General features: G+C 66.8%; 18 protein-coding genes and 1 pseudogene. 14 read left to right on the forward strand and 5 right to left on the reverse strand.

Features of this window, described 5'->3' with window-relative positions; all coding sequences use genetic code 11:
* The 3 genes and pseudogenes from E0T84_RS07610 to E0T84_RS07620 form a co-directional block, all read left to right on the forward strand.
* Nucleotides 1-707: pseudogene (locus E0T84_RS07610) on the forward strand (hypothetical protein); the annotation flags it as partial.
* A 79-nt stretch (nt 708-786) separates the two neighbouring features.
* The gene (locus E0T84_RS07615) at nt 787-1,530 is read left to right on the forward strand and encodes an RDD family protein (RefSeq protein ID WP_249383597.1); all 744 of its coding nucleotides are present in this window, start codon (nt 787-789) and stop codon (nt 1,528-1,530) included.
* 12 nt (nt 1,531-1,542) lie between these two features.
* Nucleotides 1,543-2,700, forward strand: coding sequence for a cystathionine gamma-synthase (locus E0T84_RS07620; protein WP_070185459.1), 1,158 nt, complete (start codon nt 1,543-1,545; stop codon nt 2,698-2,700).
* A gap of 11 nt (nt 2,701-2,711) precedes the next feature.
* On the opposite strand, the gene E0T84_RS07625 is transcribed toward E0T84_RS07620, so the two are convergent.
* The 3 genes from E0T84_RS07625 to E0T84_RS07635 all read right to left on the reverse strand — a co-directional run bounded on the left by E0T84_RS07625 (nt 2,712) and on the right by E0T84_RS07635 (nt 4,572).
* Nucleotides 2,712-3,383, reverse strand: a complete 672-nt coding sequence (locus E0T84_RS07625) for a GPP34 family phosphoprotein (RefSeq protein ID WP_138744172.1) — start codon at nt 3,381-3,383, stop codon at nt 2,712-2,714.
* 36 nt (nt 3,384-3,419) lie between these two features.
* Complete coding sequence (gene greA, locus E0T84_RS07630) at nt 3,420-3,914, reverse strand: transcription elongation factor GreA (RefSeq protein WP_019346394.1); 495 nt, start codon at nt 3,912-3,914, stop codon at nt 3,420-3,422.
* Between the two features lie 235 nt (nt 3,915-4,149).
* The gene (locus E0T84_RS07635) at nt 4,150-4,572 is read right to left on the reverse strand and encodes a DUF4307 domain-containing protein (RefSeq protein WP_070185460.1); all 423 of its coding nucleotides are present in this window, start codon (nt 4,570-4,572) and stop codon (nt 4,150-4,152) included.
* 111 nt (nt 4,573-4,683) lie between these two features.
* Between E0T84_RS07635 and mca the strand changes: the two genes are divergently transcribed.
* Genes mca through E0T84_RS07655 form a run of 4 tightly spaced genes read left to right on the forward strand, consistent with a single transcriptional unit; the run spans nt 4,684 to nt 8,230 of the window.
* Nucleotides 4,684-5,550, forward strand: a complete 867-nt coding sequence (mca, locus tag E0T84_RS07640; protein ID WP_070185461.1) for a mycothiol conjugate amidase Mca — start codon at nt 4,684-4,686, stop codon at nt 5,548-5,550.
* On the forward strand, nt 5,547-5,846 hold the full coding sequence (locus E0T84_RS07645) for a hypothetical protein (RefSeq protein WP_070185462.1): 300 nt from the start codon (nt 5,547-5,549) through the stop codon (nt 5,844-5,846). Before mca ends, E0T84_RS07645 begins: the two co-directional genes overlap by 4 nt.
* A complete protein-coding gene (locus E0T84_RS07650; protein WP_138744173.1) occupies nt 5,806-7,845 on the forward strand; it encodes a thioredoxin domain-containing protein in 2,040 nt (679 codons plus the stop codon). Before E0T84_RS07645 ends, E0T84_RS07650 begins: the two co-directional genes overlap by 41 nt.
* Nucleotides 7,846-7,855: 10 nt before the next feature.
* Nucleotides 7,856-8,230: a nuclear transport factor 2 family protein gene (locus E0T84_RS07655; RefSeq protein ID WP_070944644.1), complete on the forward strand. Its 375-nt coding sequence runs from the start codon at nt 7,856-7,858 to the stop codon at nt 8,228-8,230.
* Between the two features lie 50 nt (nt 8,231-8,280).
* On the opposite strand, the gene E0T84_RS07660 is transcribed toward E0T84_RS07655, so the two are convergent.
* Nucleotides 8,281-9,024, reverse strand: a complete 744-nt coding sequence (locus tag E0T84_RS07660) for a hemolysin III family protein (RefSeq protein ID WP_070185465.1) — start codon at nt 9,022-9,024, stop codon at nt 8,281-8,283.
* Between the two features lie 56 nt (nt 9,025-9,080).
* On the opposite strand from E0T84_RS07660, the gene E0T84_RS07665 reads away from it, so the two are divergent.
* From E0T84_RS07665 to E0T84_RS07685, 5 genes are all read left to right on the forward strand, one after another.
* Nucleotides 9,081-9,875: a (2Z,6E)-farnesyl diphosphate synthase gene (locus E0T84_RS07665; protein ID WP_070185466.1), complete on the forward strand. Its 795-nt coding sequence runs from the start codon at nt 9,081-9,083 to the stop codon at nt 9,873-9,875.
* Nucleotides 9,876-9,890: 15 nt separating this feature from the next.
* A complete protein-coding gene (locus E0T84_RS07670) occupies nt 9,891-11,252 on the forward strand; it encodes a hypothetical protein (RefSeq protein ID WP_070185467.1) in 1,362 nt (453 codons plus the stop codon).
* 125 nt (nt 11,253-11,377) lie between these two features.
* Entirely contained in the window at nt 11,378-11,803 is a 426-nt protein-coding gene (locus E0T84_RS07675; protein WP_138744231.1) for a hypothetical protein, read from the forward strand.
* A 120-nt stretch (nt 11,804-11,923) separates the two neighbouring features.
* On the forward strand, nt 11,924-12,331 hold the full coding sequence (locus E0T84_RS07680; RefSeq protein WP_138744174.1) for a hypothetical protein: 408 nt from the start codon (nt 11,924-11,926) through the stop codon (nt 12,329-12,331).
* 68 nt (nt 12,332-12,399) lie between these two features.
* Nucleotides 12,400-12,972 carry a hypothetical protein gene (locus tag E0T84_RS07685; protein WP_138744175.1) on the forward strand — a complete coding sequence of 191 codons (573 nt, stop codon included), beginning with the start codon at nt 12,400-12,402 and terminating at the stop codon, nt 12,970-12,972.
* A gap of 4 nt (nt 12,973-12,976) precedes the next feature.
* Here E0T84_RS07685 and coaA read toward each other — a convergent pair whose 3' ends face one another.
* Complete coding sequence (gene coaA / locus E0T84_RS07690; protein ID WP_070944650.1) at nt 12,977-13,915, reverse strand: type I pantothenate kinase; 939 nt, start codon at nt 13,913-13,915, stop codon at nt 12,977-12,979.
* Between the two features lie 30 nt (nt 13,916-13,945).
* Between coaA and E0T84_RS07695 the strand changes: the two genes are divergently transcribed.
* Together E0T84_RS07695 and E0T84_RS07700 are read left to right on the forward strand one after the other, a co-directional pair.
* Complete coding sequence (locus E0T84_RS07695) at nt 13,946-15,175, forward strand: DUF885 domain-containing protein (RefSeq protein ID WP_138744176.1); 1,230 nt, start codon at nt 13,946-13,948, stop codon at nt 15,173-15,175.
* A gap of 328 nt (nt 15,176-15,503) precedes the next feature.
* Nucleotides 15,504-15,821: a hypothetical protein gene (locus E0T84_RS07700; protein ID WP_138744177.1), complete on the forward strand. Its 318-nt coding sequence runs from the start codon at nt 15,504-15,506 to the stop codon at nt 15,819-15,821.
* Nucleotides 15,822-15,889 lie beyond the last annotated feature (68 nt).

Below are 15,889 nucleotides of genomic sequence, written 5' to 3' on the forward strand. Positions count from 1 at the left end.
CTGGTGGCCAGGGCTTCGGCGCCGCGCCGTACAGCGTCGGCGACGCCTTCTCCTGGGCCTGGAACAAGTTCACCAAGCATCCGGTCGAGCTGCTCGTGCCAACGCTGGCGTATGGGCTCATCTACGTTGTGCTGCAGTTCATCTTCCAGATGATCCAGGCACCGTTCACCGAGGTGGACAGCTCGGATCCCGACAGCATCAGCTTCTCGATGGGCGCTGGCGGCATCCTCGTCTCGTTGTTGGTCGCTCTCGTGGGCGTGGTGATCAGTGCGGTGATCCAGTCGGCCTACATCGGCGGCATGCTCGACATCGCCAACGGTGCCCCGGTGACCATCGGATCGTTCTTCCGCCCCCGCCTGGTCGGCAACGTCATCATCGCGTCGGTGGTGTCGTCGATCATCATCGGTATCGGGGTGCTCCTGTGCATCATCCCGGGCATCATCGCAGCGATCATGTTGATGTTCACCACGGTTGCCGTGCTCGACCGCAACCTGTCGGGCATCGACGGCGTCAAGACCAGCTTCGAACTGTCCAAGGGCAACTTCGGCCCGGTCGCGCTGACCTGGCTGGTCACCGTCGCCCTGGCGTTCGTGGGCGCCCTGTTGTGTGGCGTCGGCCTGCTGGTGGCCTACCCGCTGCTCTCGCTGATCACGGTCTACGCGTGGCGTCGGCTCAGCGGCGCCCCGGTGGCACCGCTGTCGCAGTAACAGAACCGAACTCAACGCCCGCGGCGTCAGGCAGAAATGCCTGTGCCGCGGGCGTTGTGGTCCGTGCCATCATTTGCGAATGACATTTCAGCCGCCGCCCGGCCCCGGATACATTGCCGGTCCCGGCGCTCCCGGGATGAATCCGCACCCCAGCCCTTATCCCACTGTCGGGCAGGGCAGTCCGTACGGCCCCGGGCCCAACGGTTACCCGGCGGCCGGTCCGTCGCCCTACCCGGCCGCGGGGCCGTCTCCGCAGTGGAACTACGGCCCTCCACCGCCGAACCCGCACGCCTACACCCCATGGGTGAACCGGGTGCTGGCCTCGGTGATCGATCAGATTCCGATGTTGGTGATCTTCTTCGTCGGCTACGGCATCATCGCGGGCATCATGATTGCTGCCACCTCGGGAAGTTCAACCACCGGTGAGCCGTCCGGTGCCGCAGTCGTGGTGGTGATGGTGGCGTTTTTGGCGCTCTTCGGGGTGACGCTTGCCTTCGCGGTATGGAACTGGGGATACCGCCAGGGCACGACCGGGCAGAGCATCGGCAAGCAGGTCATGAAATTCAAGGTGATCAGCGAGAAGACCGGGCGGCCAATCGGTTTCGGCCTGTCGCTGGTACGCCAGTTCGCACATGTCGTCGACGGCTTCTTCTACATCGGGTATCTGATGCCGCTGTGGGACGGAAAGCGTCAAACGATCGCCGACAAGTTGATGACCACGGTCTGTGTTCCCGTGCCCGCCGCAGCACCCGCACCGCCCGTCCACCCCGGTTATCCGGGCCCGCAGGGCGGTCCCAACCCGTACGTGGGCCCGCACCGATAGGCTCGACCCGTTATGAGTGAACAGCGCAGGTGGCACGGTCTGGCCACAAAAGCCATCCACGCCGGTTACCGGCCCGATCCGGGCACCGGAGCCGTCAATACCCCGATCTACGCCAGTTCGACCTTCGCCCAGGACGGCGTCGGCGGGCTGCGCGGCGGGTTCGAGTACGCCCGCACCGGCAACCCGACCCGGCAGGCCCTGGAAGCGGCGCTGGCCGCCGTCGAGGAAGCCACCTACGGGCGGGCTTTCGCGTCGGGCATGGCCGCGACCGACTGTGCCCTGCGCGCTGTGTTGCGGCCCGGCGATCATGTGGTGATCCCCGATGATGCCTACGGCGGCACCTTCCGGCTGATCGACAAGGTGTTCTCGCAGTGGAACATCACCCACACCCCGGTTCCGCTGAGCGACCTCGACGCGGTGCGGTCGGCGCTGACCCCGCGCACTCGGATGATCTGGGTGGAGACTCCGACCAACCCGCTGCTGAGCGTGGCGGACATCGCCGCGATCGTGCAGATCGCGTCGTCATCGGGCGTCAAGGTGTTGGTGGACAACACGTTTGCGTCCCCGGCGCTGCAGCAGCCGCTGCTGCTGGGCGCCGACATCGTGTTGCATTCGACCACCAAGTACATCGGCGGGCACTCGGATGTGGTGGGCGGTGCACTGCTGACCAACGACGAGGAACTCGACGCGGCATTCGCATTTCTGCAGAACGGCGCCGGCGCGGTGCCGGGTCCGTTCGACGCGTATCTGACGATGCGTGGTCTCAAGACCCTGGTGTTGCGGATGCGTCAGCACAGCGAGAATGCCGCGCTGATCGCCGAATTCCTCGACGGGCACCCCGCGGTGGAGACCGTGCTGTATCCCGGTCTGGCCGGCCACCCCAACCACGATGTCGCTGCCCGCCAGATGTCCGGCTTCGGCGGCATGGTGAGCCTGCGGCTGCGCGGTGGCCCCCGCGCGGCCCGTGAATTGTGCTCGCGTACCGAGCTTTTCATTCTCGCCGAGTCGCTCGGTGGGGTGGAGTCGTTGATCGAGTACCCGGGGGCCATGACACATGCGTCGACCGCGGGTTCGCAGTTGGAGGTGCCCGACAACCTGGTGCGCCTGTCGGTGGGCATCGAGCACGCTGCCGATCTGCTGGCCGACCTGGAGCAGGCCCTGGGCAAGTAACGCCGGGGACGCTAGCCCATGAGGGCCGGGCGCAGTGCCGACGTCGTCACGGCCAGATTCATATCCGGCAGTGCCGATGCGGACTCGTCCACCCAGATGCCCGTGGCGATTTCGGTGGACCGGGCATGCACCCAGCGCCAGCCGCGGTCATTGAGGCTCAGGACCGCGCCCAGGCCGTCAACCGCGTGCAGCAGGCAGATGATCGCCGCGACGGCCGGTGCGGGATTGTGGCCGTCGAACAACGTGGCCAGCAGGGCCGCCCGCGCTTGGCTGACCCGATCGCGGCTGGTCAGCGGCCAGCAGTAGACCGTCTTGCCTGGAAAGCCTTTGCCGGGCATACGGACTCGGCGGATCTCTCCGAGGCGTTCGAGGTGGGTTTCCAAGGTGGGTTGCACGTGCTTGCCCAGCTTGGCCACTGCGGTGCCGGCCCGAAGCGGGCGGCGTTGGAGTAGCTCGAATGCGGGGTCGCCGACCGGATCGGCGGGCCAATCGCCGGCCAGCGCGATCAACCGGCCGGCCTCGATCGGTTCGCCCGCCATCGCGGGGCGGATCCGGCAGGCGTAGGCCAGATCCAGCAATACCGCGGCGCTGAGTACCTTCTCCCTGCGATGACGGTCGAGCCCGGGCTGTGCCGCCGCATTGTCCAGCAACAGCAAGAACAGGTCTTCGGCGATTTGCGCCATTTCCCCGACTGTAGTGCTTAGCCCCTGGTCAGCGCGTCAGGCGTGGTACGGCTCGGCGCTGACCAGCGTGACCTTCACGGTGTTTCCGTTGGGCACGGTGTAGGTGCGGGACTCGCCGACCTTGGCGTCGATGAGGGCGCTGCCCAGCGGTGAGTTGGGGGAGTACACCTCGAGCTTGCCGTCGCTGATGCCCTCCTGGCGGGTGGCGATCAGGAACGTCTCGGTGTCCTTCTTGTCGTCGTCGTAGTACACCTTGACGACCGAGCCGGGCAGCGCGACACCGGACTGCTTGGGTGCCTCACCGACCTTGGCGTTGTTGAGCAGTTCCTGCAGCTGGCGGATGCGGGCTTCCTGCTGGCCCTGCTCCTCGCGGGCGGCGTGATAGCCACCGTTCTCGCGCAGATCGCCCTCTTCGCGGCGATCGTTGATCTCGGCGGCGATCACCGGCCGGTTGGCGATCAGCTGATCCAGCTCCGCCTTCAACCGGTCGAATGCTTCCTGAGTGAGCCAGGTGACCTGTGTGTCGGTCATGTTCTCGCGCTCCTGTCTGTCTAGCTTGCGGCGCTCTGTTGCGCCTTCCTCGCGTGCGAAGTCCGTTGGTCCGCCGGGGACGGCGCGTGTATTGCCGCGAGCGTCAGCACTTAACCGCGTGCTAATGCAGCAATACACGGCCCCAGCGCGGAACCGTGTATCGCACAATCGTACCACCGAGCGGACGACGAATCTTCATTTAATCGCTGGCCGATACCGGTTGCGGGCTTCAGAATCAGGGTGCTACCAGGTACGACGGAACATCGGTCCCACAACCGTAGACATCGCCGATCACGGGGGGTCGGCTGGATTTCACCTCGGCAGTCACCTGCACCACGTTCTGATCGGACGGCGCGACCAGGATTTCTCGCCGGCCGGTTTCGCTGCCGTCGATCGAGCGGGCCCGAACGATGCACACCACGGGCTTCGACGGATCCGGGCGAGTCACCCCGATCGTCACCGACACGGTCTGACTGTCGATCAGTTCATATGCCGACAGTTCGCCTTTCACCTCGCCGGTGCCCAACCGCTGGAAGGCCACGACCGCGAGGGCCACCCCCGCCGCCACCACCAGGCCCACCAGCGAAAACGTGATCCACCGCCGGGTGCGGCGGGACATTTGGCGGGATCCGTAGCGGGCGGAGGGGCGTTCGATCATCAGAACTGGAACTATAGGGCCAGACAGATATGTCACGGCAGCCCAGGCAGGGAGCTGTTGGGTTGGGTATAGGGATTAGGTAAGAGGACGCCGTAGTTAGATGAAAGCGAAATGAGTGAACTGCGGTTGATGGCGGTGCATGCCCACCCGGACGACGAGTCCAGCAAGGGTGCGGCCACCACTGCGCGCTATGCGGCTGAAGGTGTCCGCGTCATGGTCGTGACGCTCACCGGAGGCGAGCGCGGCGACATTCTCAATCCGGCGATGGATCTCCCCGAGGTCCACGGCCGGATCCACGAGGTGCGCCGCGACGAGATGGCCAAGGCGGCCGAAATCCTCGGCGTCGAGCATCACTGGCTGGGATTCGTCGACTCGGGTCTGCCCGAGGGCGATCCGCTGCCCCCGCTGCCCGACGGCTGTTTCGCGCTGGTGCCGCTCGCCGAGCCGGTCAGCCGGCTGGTCCGGGTCATCCGGGAATTCCAGCCGCACGTGCTGACCACTTACGACGAGAACGGCGGCTACCCGCACCCCGACCACATCCGCTGCCACGAGGTGTCGGTGGCGGCCTACGAGGCGGCCGCCGACTACCGGCTGTACCCGGAGGCGGGAACGCCGTGGGCAGTATCGAAGCTGTACTACAACCACGGTTTCCTGCGCCAGCGGATGCAGCTGCTGCAGGACGAATTCGCGAAGAACGGCCAACAGGGCCCCTTCGGCAAATGGCTGGAGCACTGGGACCCCGATCACGACTTATTCGCCAAGCGGGTGACCACCCGTGTTGAATGCTCGGAGTACTTCAGTCAGCGCGACGATGCGCTGCGCGCACATGCGACACAGATCGATCCGAAGGGCGATTTCTTCCATGCGCCGATCGAGTGGCAGCAGCGGTTGTGGCCGACTGAGGAGTTCGAGTTGGCGCGGTCGCGCGTGCCGGTGAATCTGCCGGAAGACGACCTGTTCACCGGGATAGAGAGATGATCGACACTTTGACCGCAGTGGTCACACTGCTCGCCGACGAGCCACGCAACACCGGGCCGGAGTTCGGTAAGGCGACGCCACTGGGTTTGCTCGTCACGGTGGCACTGCTGGTCGGAACCTTCGCGCTGGTCTGGTCGATGAACCGGCACCTGCGCAAGCTGCCCGAGTCCTTCGACCGGGAGCACCCCGAGCCCGATCAGGCGGCCGACGAGGGCACCGCCGACGGTGACGCCGACGCGGTGAACAGCACTCCCGATGACCACCAGGGTCAGTCTCGTGAGCCGGGTGGCGGGTAACACGCTCGGCGGGTCCACCAGCCCGTACCTCCGCCAGCACGCCGACAATCCGGTGCACTGGCGAGAATGGGCGCCCGAAGCGCTCGCAGAGGCCGCATCACGGGACGTCCCCATCCTGCTGTCCATCGGCTACGCAGCGTGTCACTGGTGCCACGTGATGGCGCACGAGTCGTTCGAGGACGCCGACGTCGCAGCCGTGCTCAACGACGGATTCGTCTGCATCAAGGTCGATCGCGAGGAACGTCCGGACCTGGACGCGGTGTACATGAACGCCACCGTGGCGTTGACCGGGCAGGGCGGCTGGCCCATGACCTGTTTCCTGACTCCCGACGGCCGGCCGTTCTTCTGCGGGACGTACTACCCGAAGCTGGGTTTCCTGCAACTGCTCGACGCGGTAGCCGAAACCTGGCGGGACCGGCGCGACGAGGTTGAGCGGGCCTCGGATCAGATCGCCACCGAACTGCGGTCGATGTCGGCCGGACTGCCCGGCGGCGGGGCGCCGGTGGGGCCCGAACTGTGCGACCACGCCGTGGCCGCCGTACTGCACGACGAGGACGAGACATACGGCGGTTTTGGCGGTGCGCCCAAGTTCCCGCCCTCGGCGTTGTTGGAAGGGCTGTTGCGTCACCACGAACGCACCGGGTCGGTGACGGCGTTGACGGCGGTACAGCGCACGTGTGCGGCGATGGCCCGGGGCGGCATTTACGACCAGCTGGCCGGCGGATTCGCCCGCTACAGTGTGGACCCGCACTGGGTGGTGCCGCATTTCGAGAAGATGCTCTACGACAACGCATTGTTGCTCAGGGCCTACGCGCACCTGGCGCGTCGTACCGGGGATCCGTTGGCCCGCAGGGTGGCCGGCGAAACGGCGGCGTTCATCGTGTCCGACCTGGGCGCCGGCGGGATGTTCACCTCGTCGCTGGACGCCGACGCCGCCGGCCACGAAGGCCTGACGTACGTGTGGACCCCGGCTCAACTGCGCTCCGTTCTGGGCGACGACGACGGGGCTTGGGCGGCTTCGCTTTTCGGGGTGACCGCCGGCGGGACGTTCGAGCACGGTGCGTCGGTGCTGCAATTGCACCGCGATCCCGACGACGGTGCCCGCTTCGAGTCGGTGCGGGCGGCGCTGATGGCGGCCCGCGCTTCGCGTCCCCAACCGGCCCGCGACGACAAGGTGGTGACCGCATGGAACGGGCTGGCCGTGACCGCGCTCGCCGAGGCTTCGGTGGCGCTCGATCGCCCCGAATTGCTTTCCGCAGCAGCCGATTGTGCGCGCCGGCTGCTCGATCTGCACATGGTGGACGGCCGCTTGCGGCGAGCCAGTCTCGGTGGCCGGGTGGGGGAAAGTGCGGCGATCCTGGAGGATCATGCGGCGCTGGCCACCGGGTTGCTGACGCTGTACCAGCTCACCGGGTTCGGGCTGGACGAGGCGGTTGGCTTGTTGGATGTCGCGCTCGAACATTTTGCCGATCCCGATCAGCCGGGCCGCTGGTTCGACACCGCTGACGATGCCGAGCAGCTCATGGTGCGTCCGGCCGATCCGATCGACGGCGCGACGCCCTCGGGTGCCTCATTGATCGCCGAGGCCCTGCAGGCCGCCGGATATCTGACGGGCTCTCAGCGGTATGTGGATGCGGCGCAGGCAACTTTGTCGTCGGCCACCCCGATCCTGGCCCGTGCGGCCCGCTCGGGCGGGCATTGGCTGGCGGTGGCCGAAGCTCAGGTGCGCGGGCCCATCCAAGTTGCGGTGGCCGGACACCCGTCGTCGCAGCTGCTGGCGGCCGCGCGCGAGCTGGCGCCCGGTGGGGCGCTGGTGATCGGCGGTGCCCCAGGGACCGCAGACTCGCCGCCGTTGCTTCGAGGACGCGATCGGGTGGACGGCTCGGACGCCGCGTATGTGTGCCGCGGCACGGTCTGCGATCTGCCTGTCACCGCGGTCGAGGACCTCGCTGTCTCGCTGGGCGGTCAACCGTCGGACGGCGGAAGTGGGGCCGTGTAGCCTCGCGGCCATGAGCCACGATGCCGCAGCCCTGGAGTCCTTCGTCAAGCGCTACCTCGACACCGTGGCGGGGGGTTCGGCCGCCGAAGTCGCAGCGCTGTACGCCGATGACGCGACGCTGGAGGATCCGGTGGGCAGCGGCGAAGTGCACATCGGACGTCAGGCGATCGAGGGCTTCTACAAAAACCTGACCGCCGCGGGCGCCGAGATCACAACCGAGCTGCTCAAGTTCCGCCCCGGTGGCCACGAGGCGGCGTTCCTGTTCGCCATCGTCGTGGGTGGGGCGATGCGCATCGAGCCGATAGAGATCATGACCTTCGACGCCGAAGGCAAGATCACCTCGATGAAGGCCTACTGGACCGCGGCCGACATCACACAGCTGTAGCAGGTGCTCGCTGGGCCCCGCATCGCTTCGGCGATGTGGGGCCTTTGGCGTCAGAACACCGCGAACCACATGGCGATGTAGTGGCAGATCGCCGCGACCGCCGTGCACGCGTGGAAGAACTCGTGATGACCGAACGTAGTCGGCCACGGGTTGGGCCATTTGAGCGCGTACAGCACACCACCGATGCTGTAGAGCGCGCCGCCGACGATCAGCAGCACCACCGCGGCCACCCCGGCCCCGTGCATGATCGGCCCGATGAACCATGCCGCCACCCAGCCCAGCAGGATGTAGAGCGGCACACCCAGCCAGCGCGGTGCCGACGGCCAGAACATCTTGAGCAGCACGCCCGCGATCGCCCCGCCCCAGACGATCCAGAACAGCACCATGCCTTTGGATTCGGGCAGGGCCAGCAGTGCGAACGGCGTGTAACTGCCGGCGATGAAGACGAAGATCATCGAGTGATCGAGGCGCTTCATCCATTTGCGGGCGCCGGCCGATTTCCAATTCACCCGATGGTAGGTGCCGCTCACGGCGAACATCGCCACGATGGTGAGGGTGTACAGCAGGGTGGCCAGCCCGGCCCGGGTGGATTCCAGCGACCATGACACCGACACCAAGGCTGCCCCGGCGATGAAGGCGACGACGGCCGAGTACACGTGGATCCAGCCTCGTGCCCGTGGCTTGCCGAGGAACTGGGCAACGCCGTCGGCGACAGCTTCTGGCAAGTCCTCCGCGGGCCGGCCGAGCGCGGCCGCTGAACGATAGGGCTTGGTGCTACCGGTCGGCGCAGTCATGTCACCTCCATTGAGAACCATGGTGTACCCCGACGCTCACAGTAGTCTGGACTCTCGTGGACATCATTCCCCCGCGGCTCAAGGAACCGGCCTATCGGCTCTACGAGATGCGGTTGCGTCACGAGCTGGCGCAGTCCAAATCCGAGCTACCCCGCCATATCGCGGTGTTGTGCGACGGCAACCGCCGCTGGGCGCGTGACGCAGGTTACGACGATGTCAGCATCGGCTATCGCATGGGCGCGGCCAAGATCGCCGAGATGCTGCGCTGGTGCCAGGCCGCCGGCATCGAGATGACGACGGTCTACCTGCTCTCTACCGAGAACTTGCAACGCGATCCCGACGAGCTGTCGGCCCTGCTCGAGATCATCACCGACGTGGTCGAGGAGATCTGCGCGCCGACCAACACCTGGACCGTGCGTACCGTCGGTGACCTGGAGTTGTTGGGGGAGGAGCCGGCCCGGCGGCTGCGCGAGGCCGTAGAGAGCACAGCATCGAATCCGCCCGGTTCGTTCCACGTCAACGTGGCCGTCGCGTACGGCGGCCGCCAGGAAATCGTCGACGCCGTGCGCTCGCTGTTGTCGAAGGAAGTGGCCAACGGTGCCACCGCCGAGCAACTCGTCGAGGCCGTCACCGTCGACGGGATCTCGGAGAACCTCTACACCTCAGGGCAACCCGACCCGGACCTCGTCATCCGCACGTCGGGTGAGCAACGCCTGTCCGGATTCCTGTTGTGGCAGAGCGCATATTCGGAGATGTGGTTCACCGAGGCGTACTGGCCCGCCTTCCGCCGCGTCGACTTCCTGCGCGCGCTGCGCGATTACACCGCCCGGCACCGCAGATTCGGCAAGTAGTGCCAAACTGAACCCATGGCTGCGCTGTCGGCAGTGGTCTTCACCCTCAGCTGGTGGCTGGGTCTCTACCTGCTGGCCCGCGACCCGCGTAAGCCCGTCCTCGTCCTCGCGGCGATCGGGCTGACCAGTTTCGCGGTCGTCGTCGCACTCGACGCGGTCCGGGTGGTCACCGGCTCAGACGTGCTCAGCCGCATCGAGATCTACCTGGTGGCGCTTCCGGGCATCGCCTGGTTCGCCGTCATGGTCGAACTTGCTCGGCCGGCCGACACCTTCCGGTCTCGCGCCGGGGAGGTCGCCGCGATCTTCGCCGTCGCGGTTCTGGCCTTGGCCGGAGCGGGGCTCGCGGGCAGTGTCGACGGCCCGCTGCGGACCGGTCACTGGGTGATGTTCGCGGTGATATCGCTGTCCTCGCTCGGCGCCATGATCAAAGCCGTTCTCGGCGGCGCCAAACCCGGGTCGGTGGTGGGCTTCATCATCGTCGCCACGCTGTTCTTCGCGCTGGGCAACGCGATCCTGGTGATCCCGCTCGGGCTGGTACCCAGCTGGTTGGCCTTGGCGTCCACCGGATTCGATGTGGCACTGCTCGGTGTGGCGGTCGCGATCTGGGACGCCTTCGACGAGGGCCAGGCGTTGCGCGCGGACATGCGCCGCTCGATCATCGGCACGCTGGTGATCGCGGTTCCCTTCGCCGCGCAGGCGCTGATCGGCATGGCCGTGCTCGACGCCGGGACCGGCCACACCGTCATGACGATCCTGCTGTTCACCAGCCTCGCGGTCGCGGTCGCGGTGGAGGTGTTGGCCGATCCGCTGGCCGGCGTCTTCGACCGGCTGGCCTTCTCCAGGTCCCCGGACCTGCGCGCCGACCGTGAGGCCCTGCGCCAGACCGAGGCCGCACTGCCGCTGCGATCGGATCATCCGTTGGGCGGCATCGACGACGACGCGTTCGCCCGGCTCACGCGCCGCGCCCTCGGCCACTACGGGGATCTGTCCAAATTGGTGGCCAGCCCGCTGACCGCGCTGCCCGCCATCGATGCCCGGCTGGCTCAGCGCGGGGCGCCCGATCAGCCGCTGGAACGCGCGAACGAACTCAAAGCTCTGCTGGCCGACCGCATCGCCGCACTCAAGCCCCGCGACAGCGGCGACTTCGGCACCACCGAACAATGGCGCCACTACAACTCGCTGTACTTCCCCTACGTCGTCGGGGTCCGCGCCTACGCACAGAACGCCACCGCCGCCGGGCTCGACCCGGTCGCCCGGCAGGCCTGGCAGTGGCTCGTCACGGAGGTGCCGCAGCGCTCACTGCACAACTGGCAGAACGCCGCGGCGCGGGTGATCGCCGCGGATCTGCGCGGCACCCTCGTCACTGCCGACGACTGACATCTGCACCGCGCTGACCTGGGCGTGGCAGTGCTTGGCAGTGTTTGGCGTCGACCTGGCAGCGCCCGATGAGCAATGTCGGAGGTGTTGCACCGATCGACACCCTCATCGCCGAGGAGCCCGACATGACCGCCACCTTGCACCAACCACTCACCGACTCCACAACCGCAGCGCCCACCCAGGATTCTCTGCTGCGATTCGCCCTGCGTGCCGATGCCACCGTATGTGCCGGAGTCGGCTTGCTGGTGGCCATGGCCGCCGATCAGCTGGCGCGCATCGCGGGGCTGTCGGCCACCGCGGGGTGGATTGCCGGCGCCGCCCTGGTCGGCTATGGCGTCCTGCTGTACGGCCTGGCCGCGGTGCCGCGGGTACGGCGCGTCGGCATCGGCGTCCTCGCCGGCAACCTGGCCTTCGCGATCGTCACCGTCGTTGCGATCGGGGCCGGCTGGTTGGCGCTGACCGGGACCGGAAACGAGTTGGTACTCGGATTCGTCAGTGCCACTGCAGTACTGGCCTGGCTGCAATACCGCGGAGTGCGCCGTCTGGCGTGACTCCTTTCTGAGCCGGTGCGGGGTGCCGCCGGAAGAGGTTGCGGCTGTATCCCCGCACCGTGCTCCATCGCTCGAAGTGAACGCACGACAGGTAATCACCATCGCCAGAGAAGGAGAATCATGACCGCCATCACCGCCACCGCAGGCACCAGGAAGAGCACCGATGCGCTGTTGCGCCTGGCCATGCGGCTCGACGCAGTCCTCGTCGGCATCAGCGGGATCGCACTGCTGGCCGCCGCCGGGTATTTCGCCGATCTCACGGGGCTGCCGAAATCCGTCGAGTACGGCGTCGGCATCTTCTCGGTCGTCTACGGCATCGCGGTGTTCGCCCTGGCCGGCATCGAGCGGGTGCGTCCCGCGGGCATCGGCACCGTGATCGCCAACGCGGCCTGCACGGTGATCGCCCTGGTCGCCGTCTTCACCATGGCGCTGACCACCGCGGGAGTGGTGGTCGTCATCGGGGCCGGCATCTACACCCTGGCGATGGCCGAACTGCAGTACGTCGGGGTCAAGCGCATCGCAGCCTGATCGTTGGCATGGTGCCCAGAACCCCAAGGGTTCTGGGCACTCGGCCGTGTGTGGCCGATAATCGTCGAGTGGAATTGCGCTGGGCACCAGAGCACACCGAGCGACTTCGGGCCGTGCGGGTCGGCTGGGACGGGACCGAAGTAGGCGCACCGTGTTTCCCGCCGGACTGGGCTACCGAAGCTCGCGACATCGATCTGCTGCGCGTCGCCGCCAGGTTCGGAGCCTGTGCCGCAGGCGAATATCCCTACCAGCGGCCGCCGGCCGACCATGAATATTCGTTCTTCGTCGAGACCGTGCCGGAGTCGGGTCCATTCGTCTTCACCGATCAGCACCGCACCCTGCTGGCCAACATGAGCTGGGAATTGTCCGATCCGTATTTCGACGATGAGGTGCCCGGCTGCGATCCGAAGCGGCCATATGGCGACTTCGCCTTCTACCAGCTGGAGATGGCGCTGCACCTGGGTCTGATCCCCCCGAAGAAACCCGAGGGGGAGGATCCGATGACTGCCGAACTGGTCACTGCGATGACCGACCTGCATCAACGCATGCAGCCGGCGCTGCAGGTGTTCCTGCACCATTTCGAGATCGCCGCTGGGCAGCAGTTCACCGGCAACGAGTGGAGTGGCTGGGAACGCGCCTGAGCGGCTACAGCTTGCGCAGACGCAGCCGGTTGATCGAATGGTCGGCGTCCTTGCGGAGCACCAGGGTGGCCCGCGGCCGGGTCGGCAGAATGTTCTCGATCAGGTTGGGCCGGTTGATCGAATGCCAGATGTCACGCGCGGCGAACACGGCCTGCTCATCGGTCAGCGTCGAGTAGTGGTGGAAGTGTGAGGCCGGATCGGCGAACGCCGTCGAGCGCATCGTCAGGAAGCGCGAGATGTACCACTGCTCGATGTCCTCGATGCGCGCGTCGACGTAGACCGAGAAGTCGAACAGGTCCGAGACCATCAGCGCCGGCCCGGTCTGCAGGACGTTGAGCCCTTCCAGGATCAGGATGTCCGGGTGCCGCACCACCTGCTGCTCACCCGGCACGATGTCGTAGAGCAAGTGTGAATACACCGGCGCGCAGACTTCGTCGGCACCGGATTTCACCGCGGTGACGAACCGCATCAACCCCCGGCGGTCGTAGCTCTCCGGGAACCCCTTGCGATGCATGAGGTTCCGGCGGTGAAGCTCCTTGTTGGGGTAGAGGAATCCGTCGGTGGTCACCAGATCGACCCGGGGGTGATGACCCCAGCGCGCCAACAGGGCCTGCAGCACACGGGCGGTGGTCGACTTCCCGACCGCGACGCTGCCCGCGACGCCGATGACGAACGGCACCGGCCGGTCCGGATTCTGCTGCGGCTCACCGAGGAACTCGGCCGTCGCGGCGAACAGCCGCTGCCGTGCGGCAACCTGCAGGTGGATCAACCGGGCCAGCGGCAGGTAGACCTCTTCGACCTCGAGGATGTCGAGCTTCTCGCCCATACCCCGCAGGCGCAGTAGTTCGTCCTCGGTGAGTTTCAGCGGTGTCGACATGCGCAGTGCACGCCATTGACTTCGGTCGAACTCCACATAGGGGCTCGGCTCGCTGGGCCGCGGCATTCGGTCAGTCTTGCACTTACGGTTGTGGGCATGACTGACGGGATGGACATACGGGCCGACTCCGGGACCGGTTCCGACGCCTTCGTCCGCGAGTACCTGCTCCTCGGGCTGCGCTTCGACCGCGTCGAGGACGGCTACGTCGACTCTTTCACCGGCGACCCGCAACTGCGCCGCGCCGTCGAGAACGAGCCCGCCCCCGATCCGGCCGAGCTGGCCCGGCAGGCCGACCGGTTGCTCGCCCAGATTCCCGACGATCTCGACCCCGACCGCGCCGAATACATCGCCGCGCATCTGCGCGCGCTCAACTGTGCGGGCCGCAAGTTCGCCGGTGAGCAGGTCGGCTTCGTCGACGAGGTGCAGGCCTATTTCGACGTGCGGATCAGCAAGGGCGACCCGGAGAAGTATCGCCAGGCGCATGCCAAGCTCGACGAGGCGCTCGGCGGCACCGGCCCGCTGGCCGACCGAATCCAGGCGCACCGCAGCGGAGACGAGATCCCGCCGGCCCGCCTGGAGGAGTGCATCCACGCGTTCTCGTCGGCTCTTCGGGACAGGGTGCGCGCGGAGTATCCGCTGCCGGAGACCGAGACCATCAGCTATGAGGTGGTCACCGACAAACCGTGGTCGGGGTTCAACTACTACCTGGGCGACTACAAGTCCACGGTCGCGGTCAACGCCGATCTCAAGCAACAGATGGCCAATCTGCCCCGGCTGGTGGCCCACGAGTCCTACCCGGGCCATCACACCGAGCACTGCCGGAAAGAAGCCGGCCTGGTGGCCCGCGACGGCGAACTGGAACAGACGATCTTCCTCGTCAACACCCCGCAATGCCTGATGGCCGAGGGCCTGGCCGACCTGGCGTTGCATGCCATCATCGGGCCCGGCTGGGGCACGTGGGCCGCCGGTATCTACGCCGATCTGGGGTTGCGGTTCGACGGGGAGCGCGCCGAAGCGATTTCCGAGGCGATGGCCGGGTTGGCCGACGTGCGCCAGGACGCGGCGCTGATGCTGCACGATGAGCATCGCGACGTCGACGAGGTCGTGGAGTTCCTCAAACGCTGGCTGCTGGTCAGCGATGATCGGGCCCGCCAGACGCTACGGTTCCTGTCTTCGCCGTTGTGGCGGGCCTACACCAGCACCTACATCGAGGGTTACCGGTTGCTGCGGGCGTGGTTGGACGACCGGCCCGAGGGCGTGACGCTGATCCAGCGGTTCGGCCGGCTGCTCGATGAGCCGCTGATCCCTTCGACGCTGCGGGCATAGCCACGCTTGCGGCTGAAGGCAAACTCTCTGGCCTGAATTCAACGGCAAGATCGAACGCATGGCCGGCGGGTGGGGTTCCACCCCGCTCAGTGGTTTGCTGACGGCTGCACTTGGCATTCGTTGCTGCTGGCTGAGTGCGTGTCCCGGGCGTCGACTTCTTCCCGGGCCTCCCTGGATATGGCAGTTGACAGCGCAACTACTGACCTTGATCGGTGCTGAGGATTCAGGGTCGGCGCTACTCGAAATGCTTGTTCAACGCCTTTGCTGGAGCGTAGAGTATTTGCTGAACGTCACGGCTGATGGAACCGGGTGGCAGCGAGGAGCCGACATGGCTACAGCGGGGACGAAATCAAACCGAGCAAAGGTGATGGCCGGTGTGGTCGTTGCGGCGGGCTCCCTGGGGCTGGCCGGACTCATCGGACTCGCGGCGATGGCCAGTGCCGATCCCGTCGTCATTTTGAATGGCGAAGAGCTCGACCCGCCAAGCCTCGTCAGCCCGTGGCCCGGTGGGGCGTGGGCGGGCCATGACTGGAGTGAAGGGTGGCCGGGTGGTGCCTGGGCCGGCCATGACTGGAGCAAGGGGTGGCCCGGGGGCGGCTATGCCAACGGCAAGGCCGGCGGCGCTTGGAACCACACCGCCGACTGATCAGCGCTGATCCCGTCGACCCAGGTCGCCTGCGACGCTGTCCAGGGCCGGGCCCGATCAGCGGCCCC

The sequence above is a fragment of the Mycobacterium sp. DBP42 genome, from assembly GCF_005924235.1.
Lineage (GTDB): Bacteria > Actinomycetota > Actinomycetes > Mycobacteriales > Mycobacteriaceae > Mycobacterium > Mycobacterium syngnathidarum.

Excerpts from the sequence above, each read along its gene's own strand:
- mca (WP_070185461.1), top strand. The coding sequence starts at position 4,684 with ATGAGTGAACTGCGGTTGATGGCGGTGCATGCCCACCCGGACGACGAG.
- E0T84_RS07650 (WP_138744173.1), top strand. The coding sequence starts at position 5,806 with ATGACCACCAGGGTCAGTCTCGTGAGCCGGGTGGCGGGTAACACGCTC.
- E0T84_RS07645 (WP_070185462.1), top strand. The coding sequence starts at position 5,547 with ATGATCGACACTTTGACCGCAGTGGTCACACTGCTCGCCGACGAGCCA.
- E0T84_RS07635 (WP_070185460.1), bottom strand. The coding sequence starts at position 4,572 with ATGATCGAACGCCCCTCCGCCCGCTACGGATCCCGCCAAATGTCCCGC.
- E0T84_RS07625 (WP_138744172.1), bottom strand. The coding sequence starts at position 3,383 with ATGGCGCAAATCGCCGAAGACCTGTTCTTGCTGTTGCTGGACAATGCG.
- E0T84_RS07655 (WP_070944644.1), top strand. The coding sequence starts at position 7,856 with ATGAGCCACGATGCCGCAGCCCTGGAGTCCTTCGTCAAGCGCTACCTC.
- E0T84_RS07615 (WP_249383597.1), top strand. The coding sequence starts at position 787 with ATGACATTTCAGCCGCCGCCCGGCCCCGGATACATTGCCGGTCCCGGC.
- E0T84_RS07670 (WP_070185467.1), top strand. The coding sequence starts at position 9,891 with ATGGCTGCGCTGTCGGCAGTGGTCTTCACCCTCAGCTGGTGGCTGGGT.
- E0T84_RS07660 (WP_070185465.1), bottom strand. The coding sequence starts at position 9,024 with ATGACTGCGCCGACCGGTAGCACCAAGCCCTATCGTTCAGCGGCCGCG.
- E0T84_RS07675 (WP_138744231.1), top strand. The coding sequence starts at position 11,378 with ATGACCGCCACCTTGCACCAACCACTCACCGACTCCACAACCGCAGCG.
- E0T84_RS07700 (WP_138744177.1), top strand. The coding sequence starts at position 15,504 with ATGGCTACAGCGGGGACGAAATCAAACCGAGCAAAGGTGATGGCCGGT.
- greA (WP_019346394.1), bottom strand. The coding sequence starts at position 3,914 with ATGACCGACACACAGGTCACCTGGCTCACTCAGGAAGCATTCGACCGG.
- E0T84_RS07680 (WP_138744174.1), top strand. The coding sequence starts at position 11,924 with ATGACCGCCATCACCGCCACCGCAGGCACCAGGAAGAGCACCGATGCG.
- coaA (WP_070944650.1), bottom strand. The coding sequence starts at position 13,915 with ATGCCGCGGCCCAGCGAGCCGAGCCCCTATGTGGAGTTCGACCGAAGT.
- E0T84_RS07695 (WP_138744176.1), top strand. The coding sequence starts at position 13,946 with ATGACTGACGGGATGGACATACGGGCCGACTCCGGGACCGGTTCCGAC.
- E0T84_RS07620 (WP_070185459.1), top strand. The coding sequence starts at position 1,543 with ATGAGTGAACAGCGCAGGTGGCACGGTCTGGCCACAAAAGCCATCCAC.